Source organism: Delftia sp. DT-2, from assembly GCF_028401915.1.
GTDB lineage: Bacteria > Pseudomonadota > Gammaproteobacteria > Burkholderiales > Burkholderiaceae_C > Comamonas > Comamonas tsuruhatensis.
The window spans coordinates 1-18,178 of the sequence record NZ_JAQOTI010000033.1; the positions used below are offsets into that span (position 1 = coordinate 1).

At 71.7% G+C, this 18,178-nt stretch carries 7 protein-coding genes; all 7 read left to right on the top strand.

Annotated elements, in window-relative coordinates; all coding sequences use genetic code 11:
• The first annotated feature begins 361 nt into the window (after positions 1–361).
• On the top strand, positions 362–643 hold the full coding sequence (locus PO605_RS30205) for an MbtH family protein (protein WP_013801595.1): 282 nt from the start codon (positions 362–364) through the stop codon (positions 641–643).
• A gap of 5 nt (positions 644–648) precedes the next feature.
• Positions 649–1,392, top strand: coding sequence for a thioesterase II family protein (locus tag PO605_RS30210; RefSeq protein WP_047471896.1), 744 nt, complete (start codon positions 649–651; stop codon positions 1,390–1,392).
• Positions 1,370–2,059: a 4'-phosphopantetheinyl transferase family protein gene (locus tag PO605_RS30215; RefSeq protein ID WP_212645426.1), complete on the top strand. Its 690-nt coding sequence runs from the start codon at positions 1,370–1,372 to the stop codon at positions 2,057–2,059. The genes PO605_RS30210 and PO605_RS30215 overlap by 23 nt, the downstream gene beginning before the upstream one ends.
• Positions 2,056–3,045: a TauD/TfdA family dioxygenase gene (locus tag PO605_RS30220; RefSeq protein WP_016450666.1), complete on the top strand. Its 990-nt coding sequence runs from the start codon at positions 2,056–2,058 to the stop codon at positions 3,043–3,045. Before PO605_RS30215 ends, PO605_RS30220 begins: the two co-directional genes overlap by 4 nt.
• Before the next feature lie 20 nt (positions 3,046–3,065).
• A complete protein-coding gene (locus tag PO605_RS30225; RefSeq protein ID WP_272207310.1) occupies positions 3,066–8,435 on the top strand; it encodes a non-ribosomal peptide synthetase in 5,370 nt (1,789 codons plus the stop codon).
• The gene (locus tag PO605_RS30230) at positions 8,435–13,132 is read left to right on the top strand and encodes a type I polyketide synthase (protein ID WP_272207311.1); all 4,698 of its coding nucleotides are present in this window, start codon (positions 8,435–8,437) and stop codon (positions 13,130–13,132) included. The genes PO605_RS30225 and PO605_RS30230 overlap by 1 nt, the downstream gene beginning before the upstream one ends.
• A 10-nt stretch (positions 13,133–13,142) precedes the next feature.
• The coding region (locus PO605_RS30235; RefSeq protein ID WP_272207312.1) for a non-ribosomal peptide synthetase at positions 13,143–18,178 on the top strand (5,036 nt) is incomplete at its 3' end.

An 18,178-nucleotide genomic window follows, 5' to 3' on the forward strand; every position in this document is an offset into this window, starting at 1 on the left:
ACATCGAGGCTGAAGAGCTGGCTGATGTTTTCCTGGCCGCGCAATTCACGGAAATGCAGTTCATCGCCCAATGGCGTGTGGATGGTGACTCGGCGTGTCATTGCTGCTTGCGCCCCGCTGGGGACACCCTCCCGTTATCTGATAAATGAAAATCATAGACAGATGAATGGCGATAGGGCAACACAATCGGGACTAGGAGTACTCTGAAAATTGCGGGCAATTGCTTGCCGCCGCAATCTCATGCCTGGCCATGGCATGAACAGTTTCAGGCGCCGAACGTCATGTTCAACAGAGGCGCAGTACCGGATCGCCGCGATCCGGAACTGGCTTCGCCGATGTTCAACTGCACAAGGACGCCTGCATGTCTACAAGCTGCTTCGACCGCGAAGACGAAACCTTCATCGTTCTGGTCAACCACGAGGAACAGTATTCCATCTGGCCGCACTGGAAGGCCGTGCCCGGCGGCTGGACCGCCGTGGAGGGTGTGAAGGGCGACAAGAAAACCGTGCTCGACTACGTGGACGCCACCTGGACCGACATGCGGCCCAAGTCGCTGCGCGTGTGGATGCAGCAGCAGGAGCAGGCGGGCTCCGGCGCCGCGCGGCACAAGGCCGATACCGATACCGAAACCGCAGCGGGCTGACGCGCATGCACGCGCCGCTGACCCTGCTGTGCCTGCCGTGCGCAGGCGCCAGCGCCACCATGTACCTGCGCTGGCGCAGGCTGCTGCCCCACTGGATCCGCATTGCGCCGGTGGAGCTGCCGGGGCGGGGCAGCCGGCTGGGCGAGCCTGCGGTCGAGGACTTCGGGCAGCTGGTATCGCTGCTGTGCGCCGAGCAGCGCCAGGCCATGCGCGGCCGCTTTGCGCTGCTGGGCCACAGCATGGGCGCGCTGCTGGCCTTCGGCATGGCGCGGCAGTTGCGCGAGCAGGGCAGGGAGCTGCCGCTGGCCCTGGTTGCCTCGGGCAGCCCGGCACCGGCCTGCCGCGATCCCGAGCGCTTTGCGGGCAAGGGCGACGATGCGGCGCTGATTGCCGATCTGCGCAGGCAGGGCGGCACGCCCGAAGAGGTGTTTGGCAGCCCCGAGCTCATGCGCATCACGCTGGATGTGCTGGGGTCCGACTACCGCGTCTGCGAGAGCTTCGGCCATGTGCCCGCTGCGGGCCTGCCGCTGCCGGTGCATGTCTTTGCGGGGCGGCAGGACGACATCGAGGCGCCCCGCGTCCAGGCCTGGTCGCAGGAGGCCGCCGGGGCCTTCACGCTGGACTGGTTCGAGGGCGGGCATTTCTTCATCAGGCAGCGCGAAGGCGATGTGCTGGCCGTGCTGGCGCAGCGCCTGGCCGGGGCCCAGTCACTCCAGGGGGAAATCCATGCAGCTCGTGTCCGTGCGTGAGGCCATGAGCCAGGGCATCGAGGTCTTCAGGCTGGACCTGGACCTGTCGGCCGAACTGAGCGACAGCCTGCCGCACCTGACCCCCGAGGAGCGCGGTCGCGCCGCGCGCTTCGTGCGGGCCGCCGACCGGCTGCGCTTCGCACAGACGCGCGCTGCCACGCGGCGGCTGCTGGGGCGCAGGCTGGGCTGCTGCCCGGCCGATGTGCCGCTGGCGGTCGGCGTCCACGGCAAGCCCTTTGTCGACGAGGACCCGCTGCGGGCACCGCTCTTCAATGTCTCGCATTCGGGCGGCCATGCGCTGATCGCGCTGGCCGACCCCGGTGGCGTGCTGCACCTGGGCGTGGACATCGAGCAGCACAAGCCCGACCTCGATGCCGAGGTCATGCTCGACGCCGTCTGCACCGACCAGGAACGCGCCAGCGTGCGCCGTGCGCCTGATCGGCTGGCGGCCTTCTACCAGCGCTGGGTGGGCAAGGAGGCCGTGCTCAAGGCCATCGGCATTGGCGTGGCCGAGCACCTGCGCTCCATAGGCATCAGCCCGGGAGGGGACGGACGGCTGGCCATCGCCTGCGCGGTCCCCGACTGGAATGGTTTTCAAGCGATGGCGCTTCCAGCGCCGCCAGGCTACGCGGCAGCTCTTGCGTGGCGCACCAAGGAATCGACATGAACGAAACCCTCCAGCGCTTCGAGCGCAAGGCCCCCGCGGGCTCGCTGCTTCCCCAGCTCATCACGCCCGCCCAGCCGGGCCAGGACCTGCTGGCCGCGCTGCCGCCGCTGCGCCGCGACATCGACGAGGCGCTGCTGACCACGGGCGGCGTGCTGCTGCGCGGCTTTGGCGTGCCCGATGTGGAGACCTTCCAGCGCTTCGCCTCGGCCTTCGGCCATCCGCTGCTCAAGTACGAATTCGCCTCCACGCCGCGCAGCGCGGTCGAGGCCTCCAGCGGCGCGGGCGTCTACACCTCCACCGAATACCCGGCCCACCAGAGCATTCCGCTGCACAACGAGCAGGCCTACACGCGCGAGTGGCCCATGAAGATCTGGTTCCACTGCGTCACCGCATCGCCCGAGGGCGGCGAGACGCCGATTGCCGACAGCCGTGCGGTCTACCGCCGCATTCCGGCGCGCATCCGCGAGCTGTTCGAGCCCGGCATCCTCTACGTGCGCAACTTCGGCGAGATGGACGTGCCCTGGCAGAAGGTCTTCAACACCGAAAGCCGCGCCGAGGTCGAGGCCTTCTGCCGCCATGCGCGCATGGACTGGGAGTGGAAGGAGGACGACGGCCTGCGCACGCGCCAGCTGTGCCAGGCCATGGAGAGCCACCCCGTCACGGGCGAGATGGTCTGGTTCAACCAGGCCCACCTGTTCCACATCTCGGCGCGCGAGCCCGAGGAGCGCGAGGTGCTGGAGGAGGTCTACGGCATCGAGAACCTGCCGCGCAACACCTTCTTTGCCGACGGCTCCACCATCGGCGACGACATCTTCGCCGAGGTGCGCGCCGCGCTGGACGCCGAGACCGTCAGCTTCCCCTGGGAGCAGGGCGACGTGCTGATGCTGGACAACATGCTCGTGGCCCATGCCCGCTCGCCCTTCAAGGGACCGCGCAAGGTCATCGTCGCCATGGCCGAGCCGCGCAGCAATCTGGACCGTTTCTGAGAACCCGGGAGGCAGCTGACATGCTGAGTGGACAAAGTGCAATCGCGGCAGCAGGCCAGGCGCCGGCCAGCCTGGTCGAGCATCTGAGGGAACTGGCGCAGCAGCGGCCCGACGACATCTGGCTCACCGTGGCCGCCGTGCAGGACGGCCGCGTGGTCGAGCGCAGCCACAGCTACGGCGAGTTCGACCGCCGCGTGCGCGCGCTGGCCGCCCGGCTGCAGCAGCTGTGCCCCGTGGGCGCGCGCGCCCTGGTGATGATGGACAACGACGAGCACTACGCCGCCAGCATGCTGGCCTGCTTCTACGCGGGCGTGGTCGCCGTGCCGGTGCCGCCGCTGGAATCGCTGCGCGTGCAGCACCTGGAGCGGCTGCTGGGCATCGTGGGCGACGCGGATGCGGCCTGCGTGATCAGCACGGCCGAAGTGATGCAGGCCCTGCCCGGCGCCGATGCGCGCTTTGGCAGCATTGCCGCCGTGGCCGCCGACCAGGTGGACCTGGCCGATGCCGACGCCTGGCGGCCTCATGCGCCGGCTGCCGACGACATCGCCTTCCTGCAATACACCTCGGGCTCCACCTCGGCGCCCAAGGGCGTGATGGTCAGCCACGGCAACCTCATCGCCAACGAGGCCGCCATCCAGCAGCGCATGGACATCGGCGCGGGCGACCGCTTCATGTCCTGGGCGCCGCTGTACCACGACATGGGCCTGATCGGCGGCCTGCTGCAGCCGCTGTACAGCGGCCTGCCGCTGGTGCTGACCTCGCCGCGCCTCTTCCTGGAAAGCCCTGTGCGCTGGCTGGAGCTGATCTCGCGCCACCGCGCCACCATCAGCGGCGGCCCCGACTTCGCCTACCGCATGTGCCTGGAGCGCATCAAGCCGTCGCAGCTGGCGCAGCTGGACCTGTCGAGCTGGCGGCTGGCCTATACCGGTGCCGAGCCCGTGCGTGCCGACACCGTCACGGCCTTCGCGCAGCGCTTTGCCGCCTGCGGCCTGCGGCCCGGCGCGGCCTATGCCTGCTACGGCCTGGCCGAGGCCACCCTGTTCATCACCGGCGGCAGGTGCGGCGCAGGCGCCGCGATTACGTCCTTCGATACCGAGGCCCTGGCGCAGGGCCGGGCCGTGGAAAGCCCCGGCGCCTCGCAGACCACCGCGCTGGTGGGCTGCGGCCCCGCCGTTCCCGGCCATGCGGTGGCCATCGTCGATCCGCACAGCCTGCAGGTGCTGGAGCCCGGCCGCGTGGGCGAGATCTGGGCGCACGGCCCCAGCATCAGCCAGGGCTACTGGGGCAAGCCGCAGCAAACGCAGCAGGCCTTTGTCGAGCATGCAGGCCGGCGCTGGCTGCGCACGGGCGACCTGGGCTTCGTGCACGGCGGGCAGGTCCATGTGGCGGGCCGCATCAAGGACCTGATCATCGTACGCGGGCACAACCTCTACCCGCAGGACATCGAGCGCGTGGTCGAAGCCGAGGTCGAAGCCGTGCGCAAGGGGCGCGTGGCCGCGTTTGCGGTGGACATCGATGGCCGGGAGGGCATAGGCATCGCTGCCGAAGTCTCGTTCGGCATGCAAAAGCTGGTGCCGGCCCAGGCCCTGGTCGATGCACTGAGCACCGCCGTGGGCGCGCAGTGCGGCGAGGCACCCACGGTGATCGTGCTGCTCAACCCCGGCGCCTTGCCCCGCACCTCCAGCGGCAAGCTGCAGCGCGCAGCCTGCCGCCAGGGCTGGTCCGCGCGCACGCTGGATGCCTGGGCCGTTTTCGAGTCGGGCCGCTTCGCGGGCGGCGGCAGCCAGGCACCGCAGGAGGCGGGCGCGGCAGATCCCACCACAGGCACGCTGGCCGGCCTGTGGCGCGAGGTGCTCGGTGGCGATGTCCTGCACGGGCCGGCCGGCGAGGCCAACTTCTTCGCGCAAGGCGGCAACTCCCTGGCCGCCGTGCGGCTGGCCGCGCGCATCTGCCGGCAATGGTCCCTGGAATATCCGGCCGGGCGGGTCTTCGAGCACCCGCGGCTGCGCGACCAGGCGCACGACATCGACCGGTTGCGCCAACAGCGCCAGCCGGGCACGGCGCTGCAGCGCATTGCCCCGCTGGCCGAGGCCCGTCGCGCCATGCCCCTGCCGCTGACGCCGGCCCAGCAGCGCCAATGGTTTCTCTGGAAGATGGATACGCGCAGCACGGCCTACCACGTGCAGGGCGCCCTGCGCATCACCGGGCCGCTGGATGCAGGCGCCCTGCGTGCGGCCGTGCAGGGCCTGGCCGAACGGCACGGTTCGCTGCGCACGGTATTCAACGCCCGGCCCGATGGGGAGGTCGAGCAGCGCCTGGACCCCCAGGGCAGGCTGCAGCTGCAGTGGCTGGATGCCGCGCAGGCCGCGCAGGGCAAGCCCGCGCAGCGCGAGGAGCACGCCGCCCAATGGCTGCAGGCGCTGTGCGCCCAGCCCTTTGATCTGCAGCAGGGGCCGCTGGCCAGGGCTGGCCTGGTGCGGCTGCAGGCCCATGAGCACATCCTGGCGCTGGTGATGCACCACATCGTCTCCGACGGCGCCTCCATGCAGATCCTGCTGGACGATCTGGCGGCGCTGTATTCCGGCGCCCCGGACAGCGGCCCGGCGCTGCAGTACGTGGACTACGCCGTCTGGCAGCGGGAGCAGGCTCAACAGGCTCAGCAGGCCCAGCAAGGCCAGCAGGCCTCGCTGGCCTACTGGCTGGAACGGTTGCAGGTGCCCCCAGGCGAGGCCCAGCCTGTGCTGGCCCTGCCTACCGACCATCCTCGCCAGGCGCTGGCACGCTATCGGGCGGGACGGCACGGCTTCGAGCTGTCCGGCGCGACCTTGCAGGCGCTGCGCGCGCAGGCCCGCCAGCAGGGGGACACGCTCTTCACGCTGCTGCTGGCAGGATGGCAGGCGCTGCTGTACCGCTACACGGGCCAGGAGGACATCCGCGTCGGCGTGCCCGTGGCCAACCGCGCGCATGCCGACCTGCAGGGCGTGGTCGGCTTTTTCGTCAACACCCTGGTGCTGCGCAACCGCATCGACGGGCGCATGCGCCTGGCCGACGTGCTGCAGCAGGCCCGCGAGGCGGCGCAGGGCGCGCAGGCCCACCATGCGCTGCCATTCGAGCAGCTGGTGGAGGCGCTGCAGCCGCAGCGCAGCCTGGCGCACAGCCCCTTGTTCCAGGTGCTGTTCAACCATCTGGTGGAGGACTGGCAGGCGCTGCAGCAGGTGCCGGGCTGGACGGTGGCCGGCCAGCCGCTGGCGGCCGCAGATGCGCAGTTCGAGCTGACCGTGGAAGTGCGCGAGCGCTCGGATGGCAGCCTGGGCATCAGCATGGTCTATGCCCGCGAGCTGTTCGAGCCGGGCAGCATGCAGCGCCTGGCCGCCCACTATGCGGCCATGCTGGAGGCCCTCGCCCGGCAGCCCCAATGTGCCGTGGACGAGGTGCCGCTGCTGGGTCCCGAAGAACGCCAGCAACTGGCGGCCTGGAGCTGCAATGACCAGGTCCTGCACGGCGGCGACATCGTGCACCGCCGCTTCGAGCAGCAGGTGGCGCGCAGCCCCGATGCCCCGGCCCTGTGCCTGGGCGAGGCCACGCTGGGCTACGCCGAACTCAATGCGCGCGCCAACCGGCTGGCGCATCACCTGATCGCATCGGGCGTGCGGCCCGGCGTGCCGGTGGGCATTGCCATGGAGCGCTCCATCGAGATGGTCGTGGGGCTGCTGGCCATCATGAAAGCCGGCGCGGCCTATGTGCCCATCGACCCCGAGCACCCGGCCGACCGCATCGCCTACATGCTGGAGGACAGCGGCGTGTCCCTGGTGCTGGTGCAGCCGCAGGTGCGGGACCGCCTGCCGGCCATCTGCAGGGCCCGACTGGTCGATGTGCCGGGCCTGGCGTCCCGGCTGCAGGACATGCCGGCCCACAACCCGGCCGTTGCCCTGCATGGCGACAGCCTGGTCTATGTCATCTACACCTCGGGCTCCACGGGCCGGCCCAAGGGCGCGGCCAACCGCCACCGTTCGCTGTGCAACCGCCTGGCGTGGGGGCAGATGCACCAGCCGCTGGGCCCGGGCGATACGGTGCTGCAGAAAACGCCCTTCGGCTTCGACATCTCCTTCTGGGAATTCTTCTGGCCGCTGACCACCGGCGCACGCCTGGCGCTGGCCGCCCCCGGCGACCACCGCGATCCCCGGCGCCTGGCCGAGCTGATAGCGCGCCACCAGGTCAGCACCATCCACTTCGTGCCGTCCATGCTGCAGGCCTTCATGGCGCACCCGGTGGCCGCCACCTGCCAGGGGCTGCAGCGCATCGTGTGCAGCGGCGAGGCCCTGTCCGCCGAATTGCAGGCAGCCGTGCTGCAGGCCTTCCCCGGCACCCGCCTGCTCAATCTCTACGGCCCCACGGAGGCGGCCATCGAGGTCACCTGGTGGGACTGCCGGGACGAGGGCGCGTTGTCCGTGCCCATAGGCCGCCCCGTGGCCGGGCTGCGTACCCATGTGCTGGATGCCGCGCTCAACGAGGTACCGCGCGGTGTGGCCGGCGAGCTGTATCTGGGCGGTGTGGGCCTGGCGCGCGGCTACTGGCGGCGGCCGGGCCTGAGCGCCGAGCGCTTTGTCGCCGACCCCGCCAGCCGCACGGGCGAGCGCCTGTACCGCACGGGCGACCTGGTGCGCTGGCGCGGCGACGGCCAGATCGACTACCTGGGCCGCGTGGACCACCAGGTGAAGATCCGCGGCTTTCGCATCGAGCTGGCCGAGGTGGAGGCGCAACTGCTGGCCCACCCCGCCGTGCGCGAGGCCGTGGTGGTCGCCCGCCAGGCGGCCGACGGCGCGCGGCTGGCCGCCTTTGTCTCGGTGCAGCAGGGGCAGTGCCTGGACATGGCCGCGCTGCGCAGCGCGCTGGCCGCGGCCCTGCCCGACTACATGCTGCCCTCGTCCATCACCGTGCTGGATGCCTTGCCCCTGAACGCCAACGGCAAGGTGGACCGCAAGGCGCTGCCCGAGGCGCCCACCCTGCCGGCCCTGGAGCACCAGGCCTACGAGCCGCCCGAGGGCGGTGTGGCCGCGACCATTGCCGCCCTCTGGGCCCAGGTGCTGGGCGTGGAGCGCGTAGGCGCCAGCGACAACTTCTTCGACCTGGGCGGGCATTCGCTGCAGCTCATCCGCGTGCATGGCCTGCTGGAGTCGCGGCTGGGCCGGGAGCTGTCCCTGGTCGATCTCTTCAAGCACCCCACGGTGTCGGCCCTGGCGCGGCGCATCGAGCAGGGCGCAGATAGCGAGGGCGAGGGCGAAGGCGACGGCGCCGCGCAGGCGGCCGCCGCCCGGGACGGCATGGACGCGGCCCAGCGCCGCCGCGAGGCGCTGCTGCAGCGCAAGCGCCACATCGAAAGGACCCTCTGATGTCTTCTTCCTCCGAAACCACCGGCCTGGAGATCGCCGTCATCGGCATGGCCGGGCGCTTTCCGGGCGCCGACGACATCGACCGCTTCTGGGCCAACATCCGTGACGGCGTCGAGTCCGTGAAGCGCTACAGCGACGATGAGCTGCGCGCCCTGGGCGTGCCCCAGGCCCTGCTGGACGATGCCGGCTACGTGAAGGCCGGCGTGCCGCTGGCCGGCATGGACCTCTTCGATGCCGACTTCTTCGGCTACACCCCGCGCGATGCCGAGCAGCTGGACCCGCAGCACCGCCTTTTCCTGGAATGCGCGTGGCAGGCGCTGGAGCATGCGGGCTACGAGGGCCGGCGCTACCCCGGCGCCATCGGCGTGTACGCGGGCACGGGCGCCAGCGTCTACCTGATGCGCCATCTGCTGCCCCGCCATGCGCCGGGCCCTGGCGCCCAGGTCGCCGACCTGCTGGGCCTGATGAGCGGCAACATGGCCGATGCCCTGGCCACGCGCGTGGCCTACAAGCTGGACCTGCGCGGCCCGGCCGTCACCGTGCAGACGGCCTGCTCGACCTCGCTGATGGCCGTGCACACCGCCTGCCAGGCGCTGCTGGGCCATGAATGCGCCATGGCGCTGGCCGGGGGCGTCTCGCTCAACCTGCTGCAAAACGGCGGCTACCGCTACCAGGCCGGCGCCATCTTCTCGCCGGACGGGCATTGCCGCGCCTTCGATGCCCAGGCCGCAGGCACGCTGCAGGGCAGCGGCGCGGGCATTGTGGTGCTCAAGCGCCTGGACGATGCGCTGCGCGACGGCGACACCATCCACGCCGTCGTCCTGGCCAGCGCCGCCAACAACGATGGCGCAGACAAGGTGGGCTTCACGGCGCCCGGCGTCAATGGCCAGGCCGCCGTGGTGCGCGCGGCGCAGGCCCTGGCGGACGTGCCGGCCGACACCATCGGCTATGTGGAAGCCCATGGCACGGGCACGGCGCTGGGCGACCCCATCGAGATCGCGGCGCTGACCCAGGCCTTTCGCGCCAGCACGCAGCGCAGGGGCTACTGCGCCATCGGCTCGGTGAAGACCAATATCGGCCATCTCGATGCGGCCGCCGGTGTCACGGGCCTGATCAAGACGGTGCTCTCGCTCAGGCATGCCACCTTGCCGCCCAGCCTGCATTTCGAGCGGCCGCACCCGCAGATCGACTTCGAGCGCAGTCCCTTCCATGTCAACACCGCGGCCAGGCCCTGGCCCCAGGCGGCCACACCGCGCCGCGCGGGCGTGAGCGCCTTCGGCATTGGCGGCACCAATGTCCATGTGGTGCTGCAGGAGGCTGCTGCAGCCCCTGCCACCTCTGCCACCCCTTCCGGTGCATCGGCGGATACAGCCCGGGGCTGGCAGGTGCTGCCGCTGTCCGCTCGCAGCCCCCGTGCGCTGGACGAAGCGGCGCGCCGCCTGGCTGCCCATCTGCAGCAGGCCGGCAGCGGCCTGTCGCTGGACGATGTGGCCCACACCCTGCAGCAGGGCCGCCGCGCCTTCGGCCATCGCCGTGCCGTGGTGGCAGACGGCATGGGCATGGCGGTGGAGGGCCTGCACCTCGCTGCTTCTGCTGCGCCGCCAGGCCAGGCCACCGAGGTGCCGGCACAGCCGCCCGGCGTGGTCTTTCTTTTCCCGGGCGGCGGCGTGCAGCACGCCAACATGGGCCTGGACCTGTACCGCGACGGCGGTGTGTTCCGGCAGGAGGTGGACCGCTGCTGCGAGCTGCTGAAGGCCGAAACAGGCTGGGACCTGCGCCAGTGGCTGTTCCCCGCCCCGGGTGAAGAGGTGGAGGCCGACGCGGCGCTGTCCGCCATGGACAAGGCCCAGCCGGCACTGTTCGTGATCGGCTATGCGCTGGCCCGGATGTGGATGGCGCGCGGCGTGCAGCCCGTGTCCATGCTGGGCCACAGCCTGGGCGAGTATGTGGCGGCCTGCCTGGCCGGCGTGTTCGAGCTGCCGCATGCCCTGCGCATCGTCGCGGCGCGCGGCCGCCTGCTGCAGTCGCTGCCGCAGGGCGCCATGACCTCGGTGCCCCTTGTCGAGGCCGAGCTGCAATCGCTGCTGGATGCGGGCTGCGACCTGGGTGCCGTCAACGGCGAACGCCTGTGCGTGCTGTCCGGCCCGCTGGCCGCCATCGAGGCGGCCGAAGAGGCGCTGCGCGCGCGCGACATCACCGCGCGCCGGCTGCACATTGCCGTGGCCTCGCACTCGGCCATGACCGAGCCCCTGCTGGCGCAGCTGGAGCAGGTGGTGGCCAGCGTGCCCCGGCATGCGCCGCGCCTGGCCTTCATCTCCAGCGTGACCGGCAAGCCCATCACGGCCGAGCAGGCCATGAGCCCCGCCTACTGGGCCGGCCACCTGCGCCATACCGTGCGCTTTGCGGACGGGCTGGACGAGCTGCTGAGCGTGCCGGGCCGCGTGCTGCTGGAGGTGGGCTCCGGCCAAGCCCTTGCCGCCCTGGCTCGCCAGCACCCGCGCGCCGCCACGGCGGCCGGCATCTGGCCCAGCCAGGCCCATCCCCAGCAGACCGCACGCAGCGCGCAGCTGCTGGCGCAGGCCGTTGCCGGACTGTGGTGCGCGGGCGTGGACATCGACTGGACTGCCTGCCGGGGCGGGCGGCCAGGCCGGCGCGTGCCGTTGCCGACCTATGCCTTCCAGCGCCGCTCCTTCTGGGTGCAGGCTGCGGGGCAGGGTGGCGATGCACCGAAAGCGGCAGGCACGGCAGGCCCCTCGGCGACCGCGGGTCCGTTCTACGCAGCCGCCTGGCAGCGCAGTCCCTTGCAGTGGGAGGCAGGCACCGCTGCCGCCGCAGCCCAGGTGGCCCTGGTGTTTGGCGACGGCAGTGCCACGGCCAAGGCCCTGGTGCACGCATTGCGCGCGCAGGGCGCCGATGTGGTCTGCGTGGAAGCGGGCGCCGCCCCCGCCTGCCTGGCCCCGGGCCGGCATGCCGTGCGCCCCGGCGAGCGCCGCGATTGCGAGGACTTGCTCGATGCGGTGCAGGCGCAGTTCGGCCCCGTGGGCGCCACCTACCACCTGTGGGCCATGGACGCGGCCGCCCCTGCGCCGCTGGAGCGCGGCTTTCACAGCGTGCTGGCCCTGGCGCAGGCGCTGGAGGCCCGTGCGCACGGTGCTGTAGGCCCGCGCACACGGCGGCTGCTGCTGGTGGCCGCAGGCGGTTCGGAAGATGTGACCGGAGTGGAAGCGCTGAACCCCGAGATGGCCGCCGTCTTTCCGCTGTGCAAGGCGATAGGGCAGGAATGCCCGTCCATCGACTGCCGTTTCGTCGATGTGGTGCAGGCGGGCTCGCCCGCAATGCAGGCCCGGCTGGCGCGCCAGCTGCTGGACGAAGCCCGCGCGCCGCATGGGCTGCGCGCGGCCGACACGGCCATCGCCCTGCGCGGTACCCACCGCTGGCGCAAGACCTACGAGCCCCTGCAATGGCAGGACGCCGCGGCGCCGCGCCTGCGCAGGCAGGGCGTGTACCTGATCACGGGCGGCCTGGGCGGCGTGGGCCTGGCGCTGGCCCGGCATCTGGCCGCGCACTGGCAGGCCCGCCTGGTGCTGCTGGGCCGCACGGCGCTGCCAGCACGCAGCCAATGGGAGGCGCTGGCCGCCGATGACGGGCAGCCGAGCACCCTGCGCCAGCAACTGCTGCAGCTGCTGGCCCTGGAGGCCGAGGGCGCCCAGGTGCTGACCCTGGCGGCCGATGTGGCCGACGCCGCGCAGATGCAGGCGGCGCTGGCGCAGGCGCACCAGCGCTTTGGCACGCTGCATGGCGTGGTCCATGCCGCAGGCCATGCCGACAGCGGCATGCTGGCCACCCGCACGCGGGACGGCGTGGAGCGCACGTTCGCCCCCAAGCTGCGCGGCACCCGGCTGCTGCTGGACCTGCTGGGCACGCAGGACATGCAGGACATGCAGGACATGCAGGACATGCAGGACATGCAGGCGCCGGACTTCGTGCTGCTGTGCTCGTCCATCTCCAGCCTCACCGCAGGCCTGGGCAAGAGCGACTACGCCGCCGCCAATGCCTGCATGAATGCACTGGCGGCACTGGCCAGCCGCCAGCGCGCCTGGCCCGTCATCTCCGTGGACTGGGACGCCTGGCGTGACCTGGGCATGGCCGCCGGCATGCGCATTCCCGAGGGCATAGGCTGGAGCGGCGCAGAAGCGGCAGCGGTGTTCGAGCGCATCGTCAACGGCGATGTGCCGCACCAGGTGGTCATCTCCACCACCGACCTGCAGCAGCGCCTGGGCAAGATCGATGCCGGGCTGGTGGATGCGCTGGCAGAACCTGCCGCCGAAGCCGTCGCCGAACCTGCCAACGGATCGCAGGCCCGTGGCGGCCATCCGCGCCCGGCGCTGCAGACCGCCTACGTCGCGGCCGAAGGCGAGCTGCAGCAGGCCCTGGCCGCGCTGTGGACCGACATGCTGGGCATTGCCCCGGTGGGCGTGGACGACAACCTGTTCGAGCTGGGCGGCGACTCGCTGCTGGCCCTGCAGATCCTGGGCCGCGTGAAAAAGCGCTTTGGTGTCGAGCTGCACCCTGCGGCCTTCTTCAAGGCCCCCACCGTCGGCGAGCTGGCCGTGCTGGTGGAGACCCGGCTGATCGAGGAGATCGAGGCCACCGTTACCGATGAAGGCGATGCCCTTGCCGCCTTCGCATCTGCGTGAGAAGACCACCATGTCCCTGAACGATCTCGATTCCCGCAAGTCCCGCCTGTCCGATGCGCAGCGCGCCGCACTGGCCCTGAGGCTCCGGGGCGTATCCGGTGCACCCGCTGCATCCGCTGCATCCGGCGCGGGTGGCCTGCCGGACGGCAACACCCGCAATACGGCCCACACCATCACCCGCTGCGACCGCACGCTGGCCATTGCCCTGTCCCCCGCGCAGCGCAGCCTCTGGCTCACCTGGCGGCTGGAGCCCGCCAGCCCCGCCTACAACATGGTGGGATCGCTGTCGCTCAAGGGGCCGCTGGATGCGCTGGCGCTGGAGCAGGCGCTGCAGGCCCTGGCCGAGCGCCACGAGATCCTGCGCACCTGCTATCCGGCCGGCGAGGACGGCGAGCCCCGGCAGTCCATCCAGCCCGCCGCGCCCGTGCCCCTGCGCCATGTCGATCTGGGCGCATGGGCGGACGGCGATCCGCAGGCCGAGGCGCAGCGCCAGGTGCTGCTGCTGGCCCGCCAGCCCTTTGCGCTGGACACGGAAACGCCATTGCGCGCCGTCCTGTGCCGGATGGGCGCGCAGGAGCATGTGCTGGGCCTGTCGCTGCACCACATTGCGGGCGATGGCTGGTCCAACGGCATCGTGGTCGAGGAGCTGTTCCACCTGTACGAGGCCCTGCGCGCGCAGCAGCCATCGCGCCTGCCGGCCATGGCCCTGCAGTTCGCCGACTACGCCGTCTGGCAGCGCCGCTGGTTCGATGCCGGTGAGCGCGAGCGGCAGCTGGCCTACTGGCGCGCCCGGCTGGGCACCGAGCACGAGGCCCTGGCCCTGCCGATGAAGCAGGCCAGGGCGGCCGTGCAGGAAGCACAGGAGCAGCGCCTGGAGTTCACGCTGCCCGCCGCACTGGCCACCCGCGTGCGCGCCCTGGGCCGCGCGCATGGCGCCTCGCTGTTCATGGTGATGCTGACCCTGCTCAAGCTGGTGCTGTACCGCTTCAGCGGCACGCGCGAGCTGCGCGTGGGCACGCCCGTGGCCAACCGCCAGAAGGCCGAGACGCATGGGCTGATCGGCTACTTCCTGAACCTGCTGGTGCTGCGCACGCACATCGATCCCGCGCAGGACTTCGGCGCGCTGCTGGCGCAGGTGCGCGAGGCGGTGCTGGGCGCGCAGGCCCACCAGGACCTGCCGTTCCACCTGCTGGTCGAGGCGCTGCAGCCGGCCCGCCAGCCGGGCGTTCACCCGCTGTTCCAGGTCAAGTGCACCCAGCAGGAAGATGCCTCGGCCGCGCGCCACATCGCCGGCCTGGAGATCGCCATGCAGGCCGTCTCCAGCGGCCAGGCGCATTTCGACCTGAGCCTGGACTTCACCGACCGGCAGGACGGCATCGACTGCGTGCTGATCTACGCCCATGAACTGTTCGACGAAGCCGTGGTGCGTGACATGGCCGCCGCATTCCAGGATCTTGCGCGGCAGGTCACCGGTGTCATGGGCGAGAAGCCGCCCAGGCTGGGCGAGCTGTCGCTGCCAGGCCGCGTGTCCGAGTCTGCAGGCCCGGTGCAGGCCTTTGGCGCCGACAGCGTGCTGCAGCTGTGGTCGCGTGCCGTGCAGGCCCATCCCGATGGCACGGCGGTCAGGGACGCGGGCTCGGCCCTGGGCTACGCGCAGCTGGACCGGCAGTCCGACCAGCTGGCCCGGGCCCTGGTGGCGCGCGGCGTGGGGGCCGATGTGCGCGTGGCCCTGCATGCCGAGCGCAGCTGCGCCTTTGTGCTGGGCCTGCTTGCCGTGCTCAAGGCCGGTGGCACCTATGTGCCCCTGGACCCCGGCCTGCCGGCGCAGCGGCTGGCCTGGCAGCTGCGCGACAGCGGCGCGGTGCTGATGCTCTGCCAGCAGGCGCCCGCCTGGGACGCGGGCGTTCCCCTGCTGAGCCTGGACCTGAATGCCTGCCAGGAGCCGTGCATTGCGGGGCAGGCGCCGCCGGCCGCGCCGCCGCATTCCGCACAGGGCGCCTATGTGATCTACACCTCGGGCTCGACCGGGCAGCCCAAGGGCGTGGTCGTCAGCCACGGGGCGCTGGCCCACTATGTGCAGGCCGTGCTGCAGCGGCTGGACCTGCCCGAGGCGGCGCGCAGCATGGCCATGGTCTCGACCGTGGCGGCGGACCTGGGGCACACCGTGCTGTTCGGCGCGCTGTGCTCGGGGCGCGCGCTGCATCTGATGGCGCCCGAACTGGCCTTCGACCCCGACGGCTTCGCGCGCTACATGGCGGAGCACCGGGTGGACGTGCTCAAGATCGTGCCCAGCCATCTGCAGGGGCTGCTGAATGCCGGCATGCCCGCTGACGTGCTGCCCGCCAGCCGCCTGGTGCTGGGCGGCGAGGCCACGCGCTGGCCGCTGGTGGACCGCATCGCCGCGCTCAGGCCCGGCTGCCGCGTGCTCAACCATTACGGCCCCACCGAAACCACGGTGGGCATCCTCACCCAGGAGGCGGACGAGGCGCTGCGCGGCGGCGAAAGCCTGCCCGTGGGCAGGCCGCTGGCCAATAGCCGCGCCCTGGTGCTGGATGCCGACCTGCAGCCCGTGCCCCTGGGCGCCAGCGGCGAGCTGTACCTGGGCGGGCCGGGCCTGGCGCGCGGCTACCAGGCCCGGCCCGGGCAGACGGCAGAGCGCTTCGTGGCCAGCCCGTTCCAGCCGGGCGAGCGCCTGTACCGCACGGGCGACCGCGTGACCATGCTGGCCGATGGCGGCCTGCAGTTCCTGGGCCGCATGGACGACCAGGTGAAGGTGCGCGGCTACCGCGTGGAGCTGCGCGAGGTGGCGCTGGCGCTGCAGGCCGTGCCCGGCGTGGCCCAGGCCGAAGTCGTGGCGCGGCTGGACGGGGAGGGCGGCGGGGACGGGCGCATGCAGCTGCATGCCTATGCCGTGCCCCAGGCGGGCGTGCCCGCCGACAGGCAGGGGTGGGCCGCCGCGCTGGCGCAGGCGCTGCCCGAATACATGGTGCCCGCCAGCATCACCGTGCTGGAGGGCATGCCCCTGACGGCCAACGGCAAGATCGACCGCAAGGCCCTGCCCGTGCCGGAGCAGGCGGCCGCCGATCTGTTCGAGGCGCCCCAAGGCGAGGCCGAGCAGGCGCTGGCCGCCGTCTGGGCCGACCTCTTCGGCCTGGAGCGCGCGGGCCGGCATGACGACTTCTTCGCGCTGGGCGGGGACTCCATCCTCGCGCTCAAGCTGGTGGCGCGCGCCCGCAAGCGCGGCGTCAAGCTCACGCCCAAGCAGCTGTTCACGGGCAAGACGCCAGCGGGTGTGGCACGGCTGGTGGAGGGGCCGGTTGCCGGCGCCGAGCAGACCGAAGGCACGGCGCCCCTGCCCAGGGCCGACCGCAGTGGCCCGCTGCCGCTGTCCTTTGCGCAATTGCGCCAGTGGTTCCTGTGGCAGCTGGAGCCGGCCGGCACCGCCTATCACATCAGCGGCGCGCTGCGTCTGCTGGGCACGCTCGATGTGCTGGCGCTGCAGCAAAGCTTCGACGCGCTGGTGGCGCGCCACGAGTCGCTGCGCACGGTGTTCCGCATGGGCGGGGACGGGCAGGTGGTGCAGGTGATCGCCGCACAGGGCGGTGTGCGGGTCGAGCAAACGGATCTGTCCGGACTCCCCGCTGCGCAGCGTCAGGAGCAACTGGAACAGGCGGCGGCCGCCGTGCACCGCCAGCCCTTCGACCTGCAGGCCGGGCCGCTGCTGCGCGTGGGCCTGATCCGGGAGTCGGCCGAGGCGCATCTGCTGGTCGTGGCCATGCACCACATCGTCTCCGACGGCTGGTCCATGCAGATCATCGTGGATGAATTCGTGCAGCAGTACCGCGCACGGTGCCAGGGACAGGTGCCGCAGGCCGCACCCCTGCCGCTGCAGTACGCCGACTACGCGGCCTGGCAGCGCCAGTGGCTGGAGGCCGGCGAGCGGCAGCGGCAACTGGCCTACTGGCGCACCCAGCTGGGCGACACGCACCCCGTGCTGCAACTGCCCACCGACCACCCGCGCCGGCCCGGCGCGGACCATGTGGCCGCCAGCCATGGCCTGCAGCTGCCGGCCGAACTGGTCGTCAGCCTGCGCCGCCGCGCCCAGGCGCAGGACGCAACGCTGTTCGTGCTGCTGCTGGCGGGCCTGCAGGCCGTGCTGCACCGCTACACGGGCCAGGAAGACATTCGCGTGGGCGTGCCCATTGCCAACCGCCACCGGGTGGAAACGCAGGGCACGGTGGGCTTTTTCGTGAACACCCAGGTTCTGCGCGCCACGCTGGACGGGCGCATGGGCCTGGCGCAACTGCTGGACCAGGCCCGGCAGGCCGCCCAGGGCGCGCAGGCCCACCAGGACCTGCCCTTCGAGCAACTGGTCGAGGCGCTGCAGCCCGAACGCAACGCCGGCACCCAGCCGCTGTTCCAGGTGCTGTTCAACCACCAGCGCCAGGACCGCAGCGCGCTGCAGCAACTGCCTGGGCTGGAGCTGCAGGAATATGCGCTGCAGGGCCAGGGCGCCCAGTTCGAGCTGACCGTGGACACCACCGAGGATGCGCAGGGCCGCCTGCACCTGCGCCTGACCTATGCCCGCGAATTGTTCGAGGCCGCCACCATCGGCGCACTGGCCGGCCACTATGTGGCCATGCTGCAGGCGCTGGCCGATGATCCGGCCCGCAAGGTGGGCGAGGTCGCCTTGCTGGGCGCGGCCGAACTGCACAGGCAGCAGGCATGGGGCCGCGCCGCCGGCCTGCCTGCCTGCCGGCCGGCCGCAGCGCAGACGCTGCACGGCCGCTTCGCCAGCCAGGCATTGGCGCGAGCCGGGGCGCAGGCGCTGTCCTTCGAGCACCACGTTCTCGGCTACGCCGAACTCGACGCCTGGGCCAACCGCCTGGCCCGCCGCCTCATCGCCCTGGGCGTGCGCCCCGAGACACGCGTGGGCATTGCCATGCAGCGCTCGGTGCAGATGGTGGTGGGCCTGCTGGCCATCCTCAAGGCCGGTGGCGCCTATGTGCCGCTGGACCCGGATTACCCGGCGGACCGGCTGGCGCA

Bases quoted from the DNA above. Each gene is read 5' to 3' on its own strand.
- PO605_RS30215 (WP_212645426.1), top strand. From the start codon at position 1,370: ATGCAGCTCGTGTCCGTGCGTGAGGCCATGAGCCAGGGCATCGAGGTC.
- PO605_RS30230 (WP_272207311.1), top strand. From the start codon at position 8,435: ATGTCTTCTTCCTCCGAAACCACCGGCCTGGAGATCGCCGTCATCGGC.
- PO605_RS30205 (WP_013801595.1), top strand. From the start codon at position 362: ATGTCTACAAGCTGCTTCGACCGCGAAGACGAAACCTTCATCGTTCTG.
- PO605_RS30220 (WP_016450666.1), top strand. From the start codon at position 2,056: ATGAACGAAACCCTCCAGCGCTTCGAGCGCAAGGCCCCCGCGGGCTCG.
- PO605_RS30225 (WP_272207310.1), top strand. From the start codon at position 3,066: ATGCTGAGTGGACAAAGTGCAATCGCGGCAGCAGGCCAGGCGCCGGCC.
- PO605_RS30210 (WP_047471896.1), top strand. From the start codon at position 649: ATGCACGCGCCGCTGACCCTGCTGTGCCTGCCGTGCGCAGGCGCCAGC.